At 67.6% G+C, this 16,259-nt stretch carries 14 protein-coding genes; 7 read left to right on the forward strand and 7 right to left on the reverse strand.

The window, feature by feature from the left end; all coding sequences use genetic code 11:
• Positions 1 to 182 precede the first annotated feature (182 nt).
• From ACFU4Z_RS12890 to ACFU4Z_RS12905, 4 genes are all read right to left on the reverse strand, one after another.
• Positions 183 to 521 carry a calmodulin gene (locus tag ACFU4Z_RS12890; RefSeq protein WP_379062256.1) on the reverse strand — a complete coding sequence of 113 codons (339 nt, stop codon included), beginning with the start codon at positions 519 to 521 and terminating at the stop codon, positions 183 to 185.
• Between the two features lie 219 nt (positions 522 to 740).
• Positions 741 to 1,730, reverse strand: a complete 990-nt coding sequence (locus ACFU4Z_RS12895; protein WP_379062258.1) for a peroxiredoxin family protein — start codon at positions 1,728 to 1,730, stop codon at positions 741 to 743.
• Between the two features lie 186 nt (positions 1,731 to 1,916).
• Complete coding sequence (locus ACFU4Z_RS12900; protein WP_379062259.1) at positions 1,917 to 2,873, reverse strand: DMT family transporter; 957 nt, start codon at positions 2,871 to 2,873, stop codon at positions 1,917 to 1,919.
• 132 nt (positions 2,874 to 3,005) lie between these two features.
• On the reverse strand, positions 3,006 to 4,259 hold the full coding sequence (locus ACFU4Z_RS12905; RefSeq protein WP_379062261.1) for an oxygenase MpaB family protein: 1,254 nt from the start codon (positions 4,257 to 4,259) through the stop codon (positions 3,006 to 3,008).
• A gap of 113 nt (positions 4,260 to 4,372) precedes the next feature.
• On the opposite strand from ACFU4Z_RS12905, the gene ACFU4Z_RS12910 reads away from it, so the two are divergent.
• Positions 4,373 to 5,017, forward strand: coding sequence for a TetR/AcrR family transcriptional regulator (locus ACFU4Z_RS12910; protein WP_379062263.1), 645 nt, complete (start codon positions 4,373 to 4,375; stop codon positions 5,015 to 5,017).
• Positions 5,018 to 5,086: 69 nt separating this feature from the next.
• Here ACFU4Z_RS12910 and ACFU4Z_RS12915 read toward each other — a convergent pair whose 3' ends face one another.
• The 3 genes from ACFU4Z_RS12915 to serS all read right to left on the reverse strand — a co-directional run bounded on the left by ACFU4Z_RS12915 (position 5,087) and on the right by serS (position 10,224).
• On the reverse strand, positions 5,087 to 6,721 hold the full coding sequence (locus ACFU4Z_RS12915) for an MFS transporter (RefSeq protein WP_379062265.1): 1,635 nt from the start codon (positions 6,719 to 6,721) through the stop codon (positions 5,087 to 5,089).
• 180 nt (positions 6,722 to 6,901) lie between these two features.
• Entirely contained in the window at positions 6,902 to 8,764 is a 1,863-nt protein-coding gene (locus tag ACFU4Z_RS12920) for a putative bifunctional diguanylate cyclase/phosphodiesterase (protein ID WP_379062267.1), read from the reverse strand.
• Between the two features lie 197 nt (positions 8,765 to 8,961).
• Positions 8,962 to 10,224 (reverse strand): serine--tRNA ligase, encoded by a 1,263-nt coding sequence (gene serS, locus ACFU4Z_RS12925; protein WP_379062269.1) that lies wholly within the window; start codon positions 10,222 to 10,224, stop codon positions 8,962 to 8,964.
• 228 nt (positions 10,225 to 10,452) lie between these two features.
• On the opposite strand from serS, the gene ACFU4Z_RS12930 reads away from it, so the two are divergent.
• The 6 genes from ACFU4Z_RS12930 (at position 10,453) to ACFU4Z_RS12955 (ending at position 16,258) form a co-directional block, all read left to right on the forward strand.
• Entirely contained in the window at positions 10,453 to 12,159 is a 1,707-nt protein-coding gene (locus tag ACFU4Z_RS12930) for an aldehyde dehydrogenase family protein (protein WP_379062271.1), read from the forward strand.
• 95 nt (positions 12,160 to 12,254) lie between these two features.
• Positions 12,255 to 13,391: a septum formation family protein gene (locus ACFU4Z_RS12935; protein WP_379062273.1), complete on the forward strand. Its 1,137-nt coding sequence runs from the start codon at positions 12,255 to 12,257 to the stop codon at positions 13,389 to 13,391.
• A 16-nt stretch (positions 13,392 to 13,407) separates the two neighbouring features.
• Positions 13,408 to 13,758, forward strand: a complete 351-nt coding sequence (locus ACFU4Z_RS12940) for a metallopeptidase family protein (RefSeq protein ID WP_379062275.1) — start codon at positions 13,408 to 13,410, stop codon at positions 13,756 to 13,758.
• A 157-nt stretch (positions 13,759 to 13,915) separates the two neighbouring features.
• Positions 13,916 to 14,236 carry a PE family protein gene (locus ACFU4Z_RS12945; protein WP_379062277.1) on the forward strand — a complete coding sequence of 107 codons (321 nt, stop codon included), beginning with the start codon at positions 13,916 to 13,918 and terminating at the stop codon, positions 14,234 to 14,236.
• 43 nt (positions 14,237 to 14,279) lie between these two features.
• The gene (locus ACFU4Z_RS12950) at positions 14,280 to 15,431 is read left to right on the forward strand and encodes a PPE domain-containing protein (RefSeq protein WP_379062279.1); all 1,152 of its coding nucleotides are present in this window, start codon (positions 14,280 to 14,282) and stop codon (positions 15,429 to 15,431) included.
• Positions 15,428 to 16,258 (forward strand): ESX secretion-associated protein EspG, encoded by an 831-nt coding sequence (locus ACFU4Z_RS12955; protein WP_379062281.1) that lies wholly within the window; start codon positions 15,428 to 15,430, stop codon positions 16,256 to 16,258. Before ACFU4Z_RS12950 ends, ACFU4Z_RS12955 begins: the two co-directional genes overlap by 4 nt.
• Position 16,259: the final 1 nt, after the last annotated feature.

Below are 16,259 nucleotides of genomic sequence, written 5' to 3' on the forward strand. Positions count from 1 at the left end.
CCACCCGCACCGTAGCGCGCGCCCACCCTGCCCCCGGGCCCCTGGGCCCCCCCGCCGCCGCCGGCCGCTAACGGGTCCCACGCCCTCTCCCACCCCCCCCCCCCCCCCGGGACCGTCGGACAGAGTTTTCGGACGGGTGCCCTACCAGCACCCAACGAGCGCGATGTTCCTCAAAAAGCGCGTCAGGCGGCAATCTCACGGGTGAGCCGTGAGGACCACGGACACCAGAAGCACCCGGGCAGGAAGGCGCCGCAGGCCTCATCCAGGTGGTCTTCCGCGTAGGTGATGCCCGCGTCGCACACCTCGATGGCCATGGTGAAGAAGGTGATCGTGTCCGGGTCGAGATGGAAACTCCAGCCCGGGTTGTAGTTCACAGCGGTTTTCCTGATTCGGCCCATCACGTGGACCGACATGGTTTCCTCGCCGGACAGAATTCGACGGGCCTCGGATATCCGTTGCTCATTGTTGAGCCGGATGATGAATTCCTTGCCGGAATAATCTGTGAATGCAAAGTCCGCCATGCTGATTTTCCCCTCGGTCGAGTAGGGCCAATCGACTTCGATTGGAGGAACCTAGCCCTTCGATGGTATCGACTCGACCATCAGGCGTGATGCCAATTGCTCATAAAATTTGTTGCCGCACAATGGAAGTAAAAAAGCGGTCCGTATGGCGTCGAACAAGCAGCGGATCGGATCGATTCACCGGGGTCGATTGGACTTTCAGCGCGCTGGCGCTCCCCATCACTGTCGTACAACCTTCTTCGATGACACGATCAGTTCCCGGACCGCCATCGCACCCCGGGCGACCGGCGCGCCGATATGGCCTTCGGCATCGATCAGTACTGCCGAAGGCGTGCCGCGGACGCGGTAGCGCAAGGCGGCTTCGTTACCCCGTTGCACCAGCGCGGCAATGCCGTTGAGGCCCTGCTCCCGCGCCCATTCGGCCTGCTCGGCGGCGTCGCCGTTGCCGACGACCACGATGGTCAGCGCGTCGGCGGTGCGCGAGTGCCACCGCGGCAGCTCTCGAGCCAGTGCCGCGCACAGCTCACAGCTGGGATGTACGAACACCAGCAATACTCGGCGCCCATGGACAAGTAACGACTCCAGGGTCGTGCGGCCGTCATCGACGTCGAACAGTTCGAACTCGGGCGCAACAGCGCCCACCGGCAGCCCCTCAGCGCCGAGGGTCGAGAGAGCCTGCTCGTCTACCCGCTGGCGCAAGCCCTGGACCTCGCCGAACATCCAGACCAGTAGCGTGGCGAGCACCGCGACCACTCCCAGCCCGACCGCATTGTCGGCGGGCAGCCCGCCCGGCACCTGCGGATACGCGAGCGATCCCCAGCCGACCAGCACCGCGAGCGCCATCAGCATCCCATTGCGGGCAACGGTCCCAGCGCCGATCGGCGCGTCGCTCAACGAACCGAAACACGAACAGGCAGGTCGCTTTCCCCGCACCAGCAGGCGAATGACGGCACCTGTGAAGACCGCGAGCACCAGCGTGGCGAGCACCGCCGCCGCCACCGCCGTCCACGGCGGCAGTACCGCCACCGCGATCACCGCCTCCAACATCGGGAGCCCCCACGCCACGACGGGCGCCCACCGGATCGGTAGCCCGAATTCGGCCACCGACTTCCGCGTCGCGGCTCGGTCCATCAGCTTCCCCACCGCCGACAGACCGAACACCGCACTCACCACCAGCCGCGAAACCCACACCCCGTATTCGATCAGCATGACCGCACCATCCCACATCGGTCATGCCCATAAAACATGAAACACGGAACAGTTTTCGGTGGTGGTGGCCGCAGGTTGGACGGCGGCCTCGTCAGCCGTCCACCATGTCCCGCTCAGCGGGTTGATCGAGCGACCGGCAGGAAGCCGGAGGACCCGGTGGCGCTTCCGCTGAGATTCGGAGGCGCTTCAGCTTCGGGAGCGGGCAGCGACGAGGACCGCCGCGAAGGTGAGGGCGCAGCCGATGACCGCCAACACCGACAGTCCGGCACCGGTGGGAATCGCGATGTCCAAGAGGACCGAGGCGAGGAGTTGGCCTGCCACCGACGTCAGACCGAGCAGCAGGACACCGATCCAGCGGACGGTGAGGGCCGCGAGGGCAATGAAGGCGACCCCGATGACGCCGCCCGCATAGAGCCAAGGCTCGCTGGGGAAGTCGGTGGGCCAAGAGGTGCGGGCGAGAATCAGCGCTTCGACGGCGAGCAGGGCAGCGGTACCGATGCCGAAGTTCACGAGGGTGGCGGCGAAGGGACCGCCGACCGTGCCGACTCGCCCGTTGACAGCCTGCTGCCAGGCCAGACCGATGCCTGCCGACGCGGGCAGGATGATCAGCAATGCGACCGGGCCGTCGCGCAGCCACTCAGGTACGGCCGAAGAACCGACCGCCGTACCTGAGCGACCGGCCGCGGCCAGGACTACCGCGACCATCGCAAGGACAGCGCCGCCGAGACGCAAGGAGGTGATCGGGGTGCGGCCGCTGGGAGCCAGACCCAGACGATCCACCACCAGACTGCTCACCAGCTGACCTGCCACCACCGCCACCGTGAACGCGGTGACACCGATCGCGGCGACCGTAAGGCCCTGACACGCGACAAAGAACGCACCGCACAGCCCGCCGAGCAACTGCCATGGGCGCAGCTCACCGGATTCCAGTGCCATACGCACCCGTGAGAGCCCGTCACGCAGGCGGCGACTGCAAGCGAACGCGACGATGAGCAGCACCAGCCCGAGGCCGAAACTGAGGCACGCGGCCGCGATTCCATCGTGCAACCGTGCCCCGAGCGCACCATTGATCCGCCCCTGTACCGCCACCCCGGCCCCGATACAGAAACCGAAGACCAGCCCCACCCGCATCCGCCCGGTCACCCCCGCACCGTACCGCGATCCGCCCGCAGCCAGATCCGCCGCCGACCGCGACGACGCGCCGCTCCGCGCTGCGAAAGGGTCCGCAAACGCAACCCACCGCCAGTTCAGCGCCGCGGTGCCGGGGTGGTAGAGCTACCCCGCGCGCAACGCGGTGCGGTTGGCGAAGGTGTCGTGGCGCGCGTAGGTCCGGTCACCGCCGTTGCGGGCGATGGAGCCGCGGACCAGGCGGGTGCGGATGCGGGCGCCGAGTTCTTCATGGAAACGGGTGGCGCCGGGGAGGAATTGGCGGGGGATTTCCAGGGCGCCGTTGACGACGGCGGTGGCCATGACCGCGCTCTGGAAGAGTTTGTTGTTCGGCAGGCCGAGGAAGTCGGAGTTGGTCGGGCCGAGGATGATTCGGCTGTAGGCGACCATGTAGCCGGTGACGGCCTTGCGGACCAGTCGCTGCGCAGCGGTGTCGTTGCCGACGAACAGGCCGCCCGCGGCGGTGACCAGGGCCTGGGCCAAGAGGCGGGAGTCCTCGTCGGGGATGAATTCGGTGTCGGCGAGGATCCAGAATGCGCGCCAGGTATCGGTCTCACAGGTCGGCAGGATCTCGGCGTCGATGCCGAGCAGGAAGCCGACGTAGCGCCACAGATGGAAGACCGCGTCCTTTTCCTTGGCGGAGAATCGCAGCCCGAGCGCCTGCGCGCCAACCAGATTCGCCATAGAGAACAGGCCGAGGGTGCCGACGGTCAGCACTTGGTTCACCGGCTGATCCCATGCGGCGTAATCCCAGTCGGGCCGCCGATTCATGCCAGCGCGCACCAGTGCGTGCATCAGGCGCACCCGCAGCACGCTCTGGTAGCCGACCCGATTGTGTTGCAGCCCACCGGGAGTGGTGACATCCAGCCACCACTGTGTGGTTTCGGCGAGGCGGCGCGGAGCCATCGCGTTCAGGTCACCGGTGCCGACCAACGTTTTGTCCGCACGGGAGGCGAGATAGCCGCCCATCAGGGCGAACATACCCATGGCGATGCCGCCCCAGACACTGGTGCGGCCGACGACGCGGGCACCGCGATCGATCTTGCCGCGGTCGAGCCAATACGGGTCCGCCTCGACCTGGCCGAAGAGCGCACGCAGCTCTTTCGGCGCGTCCGGCACCGCATCGATGCCCTGCTCGACCGCGATCTCGAACATCCGGCGGCCCGCGCCGGCCGGCAGGCGCTGGATCATCGCCACCACATCGTCGGCCAGCGGATCGCCTACCTGGGTGAAGCGGCGGAACGAATCGCGCTGGGCGGCGGTGCAGCGCAGATCGCCCGGCGCGAGGACCGGAACAGCCTGCCGGAAGGGGAACTCGGTGAACAGCGGCGGCGTGGGTAGCAGCTGGTTGTCATGCGTCATTGCACTTCACCCATCGGTTCGAGGTTCGCGTCGGTGCTCGCATCGGGCACCTTCTGACAAGAACGTCTCACAGAATCGATAATCTGGCAAGGATCTATGCCAGAATGGACTGAATGACCACCACCTCGCGGGCCTACGGCGGCGTGCCGATCGAACAGCGCCGGGCGCGCCGCCGCGCCGCACTGCTGGATGCGGCATTGGAAATCATCGGGACCTCGGGTTTTGCCAAACTGACCGTCTCCGGACTGTGCACAAAGGCCAAGCTGTCGGAGCGCTACTACTACGAGAGCTTCACCGACCTCGACTCGGTGTTCAGCGAACTGTTCGACCGGATCGTCGATGAGATCGGACAGGCCGTCGTCACCGCGTTCATGACAGCCGGTCCCGATATCCGTGCGAAGACCAGAGCCGCCATCGCCGCCGCCATCGATGTGATCGCCGACGATCCACGCAAGGCGCGCATCGCGACCGTCGAGGCTCAGCTGAACCCGGCCCTGCTGATGCGCAGGGCCGAGGTAATGCGCTCGTTCGCAGGCATCATGCTGGCCGTATGTGCCGAAGAAGTCGGCGCCGATGTCGTCGAAAACGCTGGCGAACACGCCGAATTCGCCGCAACCCACCTCCTCGGCGGCCTCTGGGAAACCACCAACAGCTGGCTGGCGGGCACCCTCCCCATCAGCCGACAAACCCTCATCGACCGCTCCACCGACCAATTCCTGCTCACCGCAAGCCATCTCATCGGCAGCCCGCTCGACTGACCTGCCGAGTTGCACCCGGCCGCAGCAAAGACTCGGGTAGACCCCGTCCACCAGGTGCCACTCGCCGGGTCAGTCGGCGGCTCGGCGGCGGGGTAGCCACGAGGGGGTGGCCAGCGCGATCGGCAGGATTGTTGCGCCGAGCAGGGCGACCGTCGCGGGTATCGACAACCAGGGGGCTGCGACAGCGGCGAAGCCGAATACCGCGAGCGCGACCACCTCCGAGGCGAGGCCGGACACCGAGGTGACCGTCGCGCGGGCGGGTCCTTCGATGGCATCCTGTAGCCGCGCTCCTGCCACGATGCTCGCGTTGTAGACAATGCCGTAGGAGACGCCGATTGCGGTAAAGCCGATGCCGGCAAGCACATACACGGCGCTGGGCCAACGAATCGCCAGACCTGCGACCAGCGCGCCGCCGGAAAACAGCACACCGCCCACCCCGACCGCGATCGCCATCGTCCGCGCCGCCATCGCCTCGGTGCGCCCGGCCGACATCGAACCGATCAAGGAGCCGAGCACGGTCACTCCGACCAGCAACGGCACTACGGCAGTCGAAACACCGACCGACTCGGCGAGCAGCGCGAAGTACTCGTCGAACGCCGTGATCCCGGACAACAGCGCCCCCAACAGCACGCCGTTTCGCACGGCCCGCACCCGAATCGCCTCACCGACTCCGGTGCGCAGCATGGTCAGATACTCGGCGAACGGCCCCGACACCGGTGATCCGGGCGCGGCCGGCACCGCATCACGCGAAACCGTCGAACGACCACGCTGGGCGGCCGAACGGCTCGTCGACAGCGCTGCGGGACGATCCGGTCCGCCGCCACATTCAGCGACGTCCACCACCACAGCACGGCCGTCGGACATCGCTGCGCGATCATTGGATACTCCTGTGGGCTGGACCGATTCGGCAGGTCGGATCCCGACAGCGGTGGTCGTCGATCCGTCCGTTGTGGTCGGAATCTCAGTACTTGCCACCGAGCGGCCAGACGCCGGTGATTGCGCTGAATCATTCGCAGCGACATCATGTTCCGGGTCCTCGGCGTCCGCCGTGAACACCACTACCGACGTGGTCGAGCTATCGATGCCAGGCGCTGAACGGTATTGCCGCGGCGAGTGGGGTGGATCGGCTTCGGCGGCATCGTCTTCCAGGTCCTCGACAGCTGCGGCGGACACTGACTTCGGCGCGCCGGGGAGCGACAGGCCGATCAGGGTGTGGGTTGCGGCGACGCCGACACTGGACCAGCCGAGCAGGGCGTATCCGCCCCAGATGTACAGCGGTGTCGCAGCGACGATGGCGATCACTATCGCGGCTTCCGAGGCGGCTCGCGCGTAGCCGAGGATGCGCGGGTAGGCCGCGCGCTCGCCTTGTGCGGCCAGTTCGTCGTAGAGCAGTGCCTCGAAGGTTCCGGACTGCAATGCGCCGGAAACGCCCCATAGGACGAAGCCGGCCGCGAAGCCGAGATAGGTGGGGACCAGGGTCCATGCCGCGAACCCCGCGGTGAGCAACACGCCGCTGAGCACCAGCAGAGCTCGCCGCGACACGGTGTCCGCCCAGGCGCCGGAAGGCACCTCGAGCAGGAACGCGGTGGTCGACCAGATCGCGAACAGCGAGGATATCTGCCCGGTGTTCAACCCATGATCAGCGAACAGCAACGCGTACAGCGCATACAGCGGAATGAGGTCGCCGATGCCCTTGAAGAGCACCGCCCGAACAGTGAGCGCGTGAAGGCTGAGTTCGCCGGCGCGACCCGTCGACCGGGCGCGTAGCGACCTATCGGCTCAACAGCCGTAGAAGAGCAACCGCATGATGCTCAGCTTGGTCGCCCCGCCATAGCCCGTCAAGTGATTTCACAGGCAGCTAGCGGCAAGGACGTCGAACGCGGCTCACCCGAGTGGCAGCCAGCCGTTGGCGGCATGCAGGTCGCCGTCGCCGATCTCACGGTCCGACGCGCCGGGGCCGACTCGGCCGTGATGCTCGTTGAGGTCGCTGATCAAGTCGGCGACGGGATGTGAATCGCTGTAGTGGTAACCCTGTGCGAGGGCGAATCCGAGCTCGGTCAGGACCGCGGCCTGGTATTCGGTTTCCACGCCCTCGGCGATCACCTGCAGGTCCAACGCACTGCTCAGAGCGGCGATGACGCCGAGCAGCGGCGGGGCGGGGGAATCCGAGCGGATCGCGGCGACGAAGGACTGGTCGACCTTGAGGATGTCGCTGGGCAGGGTGGCGAGCCTGCTCAGCGAGGAGTAGCCGGTGCCGAAATCGTCGATGGCGATGCGCACGCCCCGCTCCCGCAGGGTGTGCAGATTGCCGATGGCCGTTTGGGATTCGGCGGCGAGTTCGCTCTCGGTGACCTCGAGCACCAACTGGTCAGCGGGCCAGCCGGTGCTCGCGAGAATGCCCGCGACCCGATCGGCGTAGCCGGTCTCGGCGAGTTCCAGGCCGCTGACGTTCACATTCAGCGTCAGATCGAGCTGGGCGAAGGTCTCCTGCAACTGGGCCGCGTCCGCGCAGGCCCTGCGTAACACCAACTCGTCGAGGTCGGAGATGAGGTCGTACTCTTCGGCGACCCGGATCAGACCCTCGGTGGTGACGTCCGGCTGCGCGCTCGACGACCAGCGCAGCAGCGCCTCCACACCGACCGCCTTGCCGCCGCCCTCGGTCAGGCTGACGATCGGCTGGTAGTGCACGTCCAATGCGCCGCGGTCGATCGCCTCACGCAACTCGACCGCCAGCGGCAGCTGCCGCGAGGACTCGAGCACCGTGCGGTTGCGACCGGCCTGCTTGGCCCGGTACAGGCCGACGTCGGCCCGGCTGACCAGCAGCGACCCCGACTCCCCCGGCTGCCACGACGTGACGCCCGCGGAACATCCGGTGGTCACCGCGGCCCGCAACTGCTCGGTCAGCAGAATCGCGGCCTGCTCGGTGGTATTCGGCAGCAGCAGCGCGAAAGCGTCGCCGCCGTAGCGGGCCAGCCGCTGATCGGGAGCGAGCAGCTTGGACCAGGTGTCGGCAACGCGCTGCAGTACCGCGTCACCGGCGCGATGGCCGAGGTGGTCGTTGATCTTCTGGAAGCGGTCGAGGTCGACGAGCACCAGCGCGAGCCCCTGCCCGCTGCGGGTGGCGTGCTCGATCGCGGTGTTCAGCGCGCGGTCGAAGCCGCGCCTGTTCAGCAGACCGGTGAGCACATCGATGTCGGCTTCGGAGGCCATCCTGGTCAGGACGCCGACGACGACACCAACACCGAAGGTCACACCCGCCGGGATCAACCCTGACCACCAAGGCAGGCCGGGGACAACGGGCCGCGCGGGCAGCACCCAGAGGCACAACACCATGGCGAACGCGATATGCGCGAGCGCCTGCGACCAGGCGAAGAACAATGCCGCGTCACAGGCGACGAAGACATAGAACGAGGCGAGGCTGATCGCGCCGACCGTGTTCGGGAACGAATGCACCGCGACCGTCACCAGGACCGTCGCGATAGCGACGTACGCGTGATGAATGGAATGCGGCAGTCGCGGGCCCCACGCGAGCAGCGTGAGTCCCAGCGTCAGCGCTATCGCCGCAGCTGTACCGACCAGCGGTCGATTACCCTCGTCCCCCGGTGCGATGGCAGTAATAATCAGGCCAAGCACACCACCCATGACGTAGAACGCCCCGGTGGTCCGAGCCATGACCATAGCTGTCGCCAGCGCCGATGCCGCCCGCACCCGGGTTCGGGTATCGCCGCGCGCCCCGATTCCTCGCACGGCAATAGCCTAGAGGTAACGATTCGCGGTGGTTGCCACATCCCGTGAATCCGGCATGGCGAACCAGCGGCTATTGGTCCGGCGAGCCGTTCGGCCGGCGCGATTCGCCCACGATGGCGCCCTCGGCCGACCGCCGGCACAGTGCCTGCCGGATGGTGAGCTGAGGGCGCTTGGACGGACGCATGTTCGGCCCCGGCCTATTTGGTCGGTCGCAGCACGTCGGTTCCGACGAACGGAACCAGCGCGGCGGGCACCCGCACCGAGCCGTCGGCCTGCTGGTTGTTCTCCAGAATCGCCACGATCCAGCGCGTGGTCGCCAGTGTGCCATTCAAAGTGGCTGCGATCTGCGGCTTTCCATTTTCGTCCCGGTATCGCACCGAGAGCCTGCGCGCCTGGAAGGTGGTGCAGTTGGAGGTCGAGGTGAGCTCACGGTAGGCCTGCTGGGTAGGCACCCAAGCCTCGCAATCGAATTTGCGCGCCGCCGAGCTGCCGAGATCGCCTGCCGCGACATCGATGATCCGATAAGGGACCTCGACAGCGGCCAGCATGTCCTGCTCCCACGCCAGCAGCCGCCGATGCTCGGCGTCGGCCTGCTCCGGCGTGGTGTAGACGAACATCTCGACCTTGTCGAACTGGTGCACCCGGATGATGCCGCGAGTGTCCTTGCCGTAGCTGCCGGCCTCGCGGCGGAAGCACGACGACCAGCCCGCGTACCGCTTCGGGCCATCGCTCAGATCGAGGATCTCGCCCGAGTGGTAACCGGCGAGCGGCACCTCCGAGGTGCCGACCAGGTACAGATCATCGTCGGCGAGGTGGTAGACCTCCGCCGAGTGCTGGCCGAGGAACCCGGTGCCCGCCATGATCTCCGGCCGGACGAGCACGGGCGGAATCATCATCGTGAAGCCGTTGGCCACCGCGCGTTGCGCGGCCAGCTGCAGCAGCCCGAGTTGCAACAGCGCGCCGTATCCGGTGAGGAAGTAGAAGCGCGCGCCCGAGACCTTCGCACCGCGTTCCATGTCGATCAGCCCGAGCGACTCGCCGAGTTCCAGGTGGTCCTTCGGCTCGAAATCGAATTCTGTTGGCGTGCCGATGGTCTCCAGGACGATGTAGTCGTTCTCGCCGCCCGCGGGCGCGCCCTGCTGCACGACGTTCGACAGGGCGCGCTGCGCGGCGTCCAGGTCGGCGTCGGCGGCGTGCTGCGCCACCTCGGCCTCTTTGACCTTCACCGACATCTCCTGCGCCCGCGCGAGCAGCGCGGACCGTTCCTCCGGGCTCGCCTTGCCGACCAGCTTGCCCATGGCCTTGTGCTCGGCACGCAGATTGTCGGCGGTGGCCACCGCCGCACGGCGCGCCGCGTCCGCTTCGAGCAGGGCGTCGACGAGGGCGGGGTCTTCGCCGCGGGCGCGCTGCGAGGCGCGGACCGCGTCAGGGTTGTCCCGCAGGAATCGGAGGTCGATCATGGGTGACCAGCCTAGTAGGCGCAGCCGGACGTAGTCCGACCGCAGCCCGCGCCGGGCCGAGCGAAGGCGAGGCAGCCGCCTGACAGACACAGTCGGACACAGTCCGTCGATAGCCCGCGCCGGGCCGAGCGAAGGCGAGGCAGCCGCCTAAGAGGCGCGGTGTTGCTGTTTCACGCCGATATCCCACGATGTGAGCCATCGGGCCTCGTTCACGCGCATAGTTGGTTTGTGGGCACAACTTTCGACGAAACAGAAATCGATAGCGCACTATCCGATCTGACCGCGGGCGAGAAGGCGTGGGCCCAGACCTCGCTGCGCCGTCGCCGCGAACTCCTCGACGAAATCCACACCCGAACCGGACGCTTCGCCGCCGACTGGGTGCGCGCCGCTCGTACCTGGAAGGGGCTCGACGAGGGCTCACCGCTGGTCGGTGAGGAATGGATGTCGGGTCCGATGACGCTGCTGCAGGCCACAGCCGCGCTGTCGGCCACGCTGACGGCGCTGGAGCAGGGGCGCAGTCCGCTCGACGGGGTCGCGCTGACCGAGGCGCCAGGAAATCGGGTCGCGGTGCCGATCCTGCCGTTGGATGTCTACGACCGTTTGCTGCTCAGCGGCTTCCGGGGCGAGGTGTGGCTGCGGCCCGGCGTCGACGCCGGCACCGCGCGCCGACGCGCCGGGCTGGCCCAGCTCGACCCGACGGCGACCGCGGGCATCGGCGCGATACTCGGCGCGGGCAACATCACCTCGATTCCACCGCTGGACGCGTTGTACGAGCTCTACGCGCACAACCGGGTGGTCGCGCTGAAACTGAACCCGATCACCGATCCGCTGTTCACGGTGCTCGAGATGATCTTCGCGCCGCTTATCGAGCTCGGTGTGCTGCGGATTTTGACCGGCGGGCCGGACGCGGGCGCGTATCTGGTGCGCCATCCCGACGTGGCGCATGTGCACATGACGGGCAGCGCGCACACCCATGACGCGATCGTCTGGGGGCCCGGACCGGAGGGGCAGGAACGCAAGTCCGACAAGCGCCCGCTGCTGGACAAGCCGATCACCAGCGAACTCGGCGGCGTCTCGCCGACCATCGTCGTGCCAGGCGAATGGAGCGACGCCGACCTGCGTTTCCAGGCCGAACACGTGGCGACCCAGCGGCTGCACAACGGCGGCTACAACTGCGTCGCCACCCAAGCCGTGGTGCTGAGCGCGAACTGGCCGCAGAAGGAGAGATTCCTCGCCGAGCTACGCGCCGCGATCGACAAGGCGCCGCAGCGCCCGGCCTACTACCCGGGCAGCGACGACCGGGTCGCAGACGCTGTCGCGGTGTATCCCGATGCGGAACGGCTCGGGCCGGGGCAGAGTCGGGTGCTGGTCGAGAATCTGCCGCGGACCGACACCCCGCTGCTGCGCACCGAGTACTTCTCACCGGTGCTCGGCGTGGTCGAATTGCCCTATGGCGGCGGCGAATTCCTGCGGCACGCGGTCGATTTCGCGAACACCGAACTCACCGGAACGCTCGGCGCCAATGTGATCGCGCACCCGAACACCATCAAACGGCTCGGCATCGCCTTCGACGGCGCGATCGAACGGCTGCGCTACGGCGCGATCGCGGTCAATGCGTGGACCGCGCTGGCCTTCCTCGCGCCACGGGCCGCGTGGGGCGCCTACCCCGGCCACACCATCGACGACGTGCAGAGCGGAATCGGCGTGGTGCACAACGCTTTCCTGCTCGACGATGTGGAACGCACGGTGGTGCGCGGGCCGTTCCGGCCAGCGCCGCGGTCACTGGTGCACGGTGAACTCGCGCTGTCTCCGAAGCCGCCGTGGTTCGTCACGAATGCCACCGCCGCGGCGACCGGGCGCAAACTGACGGAGTTCTACGCGAGCGGCAACCCGGCGCGCCTGCCGGGAGTGTTCCTGTCGGCGTTTCGCGGCTGAGATCGCGCCGCTACGGCGGTGTCGGCACGCCGACACCCGCGCGTGATCGACCAGGTCGTGGCAACGGAGATCAGACGCTGCCATGATGGATCGCGATGTCCTCCGATGATGTGCCTCAGCCCCCGCGGGCGACCGAGCATCCCTCGGGCGCCAAACCGTCGGTCCTCGGCTCGTTCCCACGGTCGCTGGATGACGCCCGCGCGTTGCTCACGGGTAGCAACCTGCACCTGTCCGCGCCGACCCTGCGCTGGGGGCTGCTCGCCGTCGCGGCGGGCGCCGTCATCGCGGCCATGGTCACGCTGTTCGTGACCGGGTTCGACAATGAAACGGGGCTGGAGGCGCACACTCCCGGGTCGTCGGTCGACACTGTGCTCGACAAGGAGTTCGGCACCGCGGCCAGAGGCGACTGCCTGAGCTGGACCAAGCCCGACCGCGGCGACCTGGTGAAGGTGGCGTGCTCGAACAGGCATCTGTTCGAGGTCGCCGCCGACATCGACATGAGCAAGTACCCGGGCAAAGAATTCGGCGCCGGCTCGCGGTTCCCGGACTCGCTGCGGCTGACCGAGCTCAAGGAAGAGCATTGCGTCCCCGCGGTGCAGCAGTACATGAGCGGGCGCTTCGATCCGCGCGGACGCTATGTCGTCGGGCTGATGTACCCGAGCCCCGACGGGTGGAAGCACGGTGATCGGACGCTGCGCTGCGGGCTGCAGTACTCCGGAAGCACCGGCGCCCCACTGCCGTCCACGGGCAGCGCCGTCGAACACGATCAGTCGAAGGTGTTCGAGGCGGGGACCTGCCTCGGCATCAACCAGAACCTGCCGACCGATCCGGTGGACTGCGCGCAGGCGCACGCCGTCGAGATCGTGTCCACCATCGACCTCGCGGCGCGGTTCCCCGGCGGACCGCCCGCCAAGCAGGAGCAGGACCGGTTCGTCGAGGAGGAGTGCGCCCGCTTCGCCACCGACTATCTGGGGTCGCCCGATCAGGTGCGCAACAAGACGCTGACGCTGTTCTTCGACTATGTCGATGCCCGCAGCTGGCTGGCAGGCAGTCGCAAGCTGGACTGCATGATCGGCAAAGGCACCGACCGGGAAGGCTTCGCCCCGATCACCGGCTCGGCGAAGGGCGAGATCTTGATCAACGGCCAGGCGCCGGTGCCACCGCCGAACTCGGGCCGCCGGACGCCTGCGCCGCTGCCGGGTGCGGCGCCGCTGCCGCCGCAGCCGCGCTAGACCGGCCGCTCGTCCTATGTCGGTCACCATGTCCGAGGACCGGTTCGAAGAACTGGTCGGCGATGCGCTCGATCTCATTCCGCCGGAGCTGGCCGGTGCCATCGATAATGTCGTCGTGCTTATCGAGGCTCGCAATTCGGAAGACTCGCGGCTGCTCGGTCTCTATCACGGGATCGCACTCACCGAACGCGATAGCCATTACGGCGGAGCGCTTCCCGACACCGTGACGGTCTACCGCGACGCGATCCTCGAAATCTGCGACGATGAGAGCCAAGTCGTCGAAGAAGTGGCGATCACTGTGATCCATGAGATTGCACACTATTTCGGGATTGACGAAGACCGGTTGCATCAGTTGGGATGGGGTTAGTCTTTTACGCAGCTGTGTGGGACCGGAGCGCAGCTGTCAAGGCACGAAAGAAAATTGGGGATTCGATGGAACCGATTGCCTGGCTGTCGCGTCCTATCACTCGTAGGGGGAATTCTCGTGGTTCCGCCCAGTAGCCGCCACTAGAAGGAGTCGAGTCATGTTCGGTGTAGACATCACACCCGAAGCCGTCCTTGCCGCAGCGCTAGAGCTGGATCTGGTTGCCGACCGGCTGGCCGCCGCACACGTGGTCAGCGCCGCGGCAACCCATGTCCTCCCGTCCGGGGTCGACGAGGTGTCGCTGCTGGCAGCCAATCACTTCAACCGCGGCGCAGTGACCCACGACCAGGCGGTCGCCCAAGCAGTCCTCGAGCTGCATCACGCTGCCGCCACGCTGCGCATGCAGCTCGCCACGCACGTCGGTGAGGACATCCTCCGGGCGAGCGTGATGAAGGCCACCGAGATGACCCTCGGCCTGTAGGCCCGCGGACAGCTCTGATCACGGAAAAAGGGGAGAAACAAGCATGACCGCAGGTATGACCGGGGTGTTCTGGATGCCCCGCCTGGCAGAAGGAAACTCGATCGCGCTCAACGCGGGCGCGCACGGCATCCCGATCTCGGCAGCGGCCGCTGCCTGGGGCGGGCTTACCGGCGCCTGGATCGACGCCACCACGACTGTCGTCCGGGTGATGGCCGAGTTGGGCATCGGCATGCAGGGTGTCAACGGCGTCGCCGCGCTCGGCAGGCTCGCCGGCTTCACCGGATGGGCCGAACAGCAGAGCGTCATGGCGGCCACCTTGGGCGCGAAGGCCGTCGCGAACGCGACCGCGTACACCGTTGCGTCGCTGGCGATGCCGAGCCTCCCGGAGATCGCGGTCGTCGACAGCGCCCGGGTCGCGGCGGCCTCCACCGGCGGCGTCCTGAACGGCAGCTCCGAGATCGCCGAGGCCGCCAAGGCCGCCTTGGATCTGCGCGCCGCGCTGACCATGGAGACCTACGAGGCGGCTACCACCGCGACCGTGGCGACCCCTGGCGAATTCGTACCGCCGCCGTCGATCGCCAACGGCGCCGGAACCGCGGACCCGAGCTCGGCCGAGGCCGCGTTCCAGGGTGATCCGGTGTCGTCCGCGATCGCCGCGGCAGTCGGGTTCGTGAACAACCCGGCCATCGCGAGCGCCGCGACACAGGCAGCGAACGTCATCGGCTCGGTGGCGACCTCGGGTGTCAGCACGGTCGGCACCCTCGGCGCCAATGCGATCTCGGCCGTCACCAGCGCGACACCGTCGATGGGTGGAATGGCCGCCGCGCCGATGTCGATGATGGGCGTCGGCGGCGCGGTCTCCGCCGCTGCCGCGGCAACCCGCTCGGCGGCATCTGCCCCGAGCGCGAACCCCAACGGATCGCTCAAGCTTCCCGAAGGCTGGGGCGCGGGCGCCGCGGTCGGCATGCCTGCCACGGCCGCGGTCGCCGAGTCCGTCAACGTGCGTTTGGATGCCCCACCGGTTCGTCCGGCGGCGCCCTCGGGCAGCCCGTTGCTCGGCAACCGGGCGCACGACAGCGAAGACGACGAGGCCGAGCACAAGTCGGCCGACTACCTGCGCGCCGATCACTTCAACGACGGTCGCTACATGGCCGACGGCGTCATCGGCGCGGACACCGCTGGGACGGCTAAGTGACGGTGCTGGGTGCGGGCCACGGCCCGTCGATGCTCGCGGCGGTTGTGTTGTCGCTCGACGAGATGCAGTTTCTCCTGGAGAAGCTGGAGATCGACGAGCTGCCCATCGTGCTCCAGGCGATGGGACGCTACGACAACGTGACCGATCACGATGCGGCGATGGCCGTGGCGGCTCAGTCGCTCATCGATCGGGAGCTCCTGGTCGGTGACACGGTTTACCGAGAGCTCGAAGACCGGCTGCGGGCGCTGTACCGACCCCACTGGGTGGTCGCGATTCGGCTGTTCGTGGAAGGCAATGCGAGTCGCATGTGCCTGGCGAAGGGCGATGACTTCGTTGCCGTCGCCCTTCGCGGGCCGGACTCCTATGTCATCGACCAGGTCGAGGACGACCTGGCCGGACCGGTGATCGCCGCGCTCGGGCCTGCCGAGCCGCTCGAGCTGACCGGTATGCGCGCCGAGACCGAACAGCTCATCCCGATCTTCGACGACGCCGGCGACGCCAAGGCGACTGCCGCCCGGCTCGCCCGGGTGGGACATCCCGCCACCGACGCGCAGGCCATCGCCTCGGCGATGGTGGAGATCCATTCGCATGCCGAGATCGTCGGCGTGATCTACGGCGACGGTACCAAGGACTACGCCGAGAACCACATCGCCGTGTTCAATACCCGGGGCGGCCGATTCATCGCCACCGCGAGCGTTTCCGACGATGGCACCAAGTGGACCTCGCTGAGCAGCGGAACCACGGGGCGGTTGCGGACCGCACTGCAGGATTTGATCGGTGTACTGCCGGAGCGCGAGGACTTCCCGAGCAACCCGGCATTGACCTGAG

The organism is Nocardia sp. NPDC057440, assembly GCF_042802915.1.
Taxonomy (GTDB): domain Bacteria; phylum Actinomycetota; class Actinomycetes; order Mycobacteriales; family Mycobacteriaceae; genus Nocardia.

What these genes read in the sequence shown, in the direction of transcription:
- ACFU4Z_RS12890 (WP_379062256.1), bottom strand. Translation starts at nt 521, where the DNA reads ATGGCGGACTTTGCATTCACAGATTATTCCGGCAAGGAATTCATCATC.
- ACFU4Z_RS12895 (WP_379062258.1), bottom strand. Translation starts at nt 1,730, where the DNA reads ATGCTGATCGAATACGGGGTGTGGGTTTCGCGGCTGGTGGTGAGTGCG.
- ACFU4Z_RS12905 (WP_379062261.1), bottom strand. Translation starts at nt 4,259, where the DNA reads ATGACGCATGACAACCAGCTGCTACCCACGCCGCCGCTGTTCACCGAG.
- ACFU4Z_RS12910 (WP_379062263.1), top strand. Translation starts at nt 4,373, where the DNA reads ATGACCACCACCTCGCGGGCCTACGGCGGCGTGCCGATCGAACAGCGC.
- serS (WP_379062269.1), bottom strand. Translation starts at nt 10,224, where the DNA reads ATGATCGACCTCCGATTCCTGCGGGACAACCCTGACGCGGTCCGCGCC.
- ACFU4Z_RS12935 (WP_379062273.1), top strand. Translation starts at nt 12,255, where the DNA reads ATGTCCTCCGATGATGTGCCTCAGCCCCCGCGGGCGACCGAGCATCCC.
- ACFU4Z_RS12940 (WP_379062275.1), top strand. Translation starts at nt 13,408, where the DNA reads ATGTCGGTCACCATGTCCGAGGACCGGTTCGAAGAACTGGTCGGCGAT.
- ACFU4Z_RS12945 (WP_379062277.1), top strand. Translation starts at nt 13,916, where the DNA reads ATGTTCGGTGTAGACATCACACCCGAAGCCGTCCTTGCCGCAGCGCTA.
- ACFU4Z_RS12950 (WP_379062279.1), top strand. Translation starts at nt 14,280, where the DNA reads ATGACCGCAGGTATGACCGGGGTGTTCTGGATGCCCCGCCTGGCAGAA.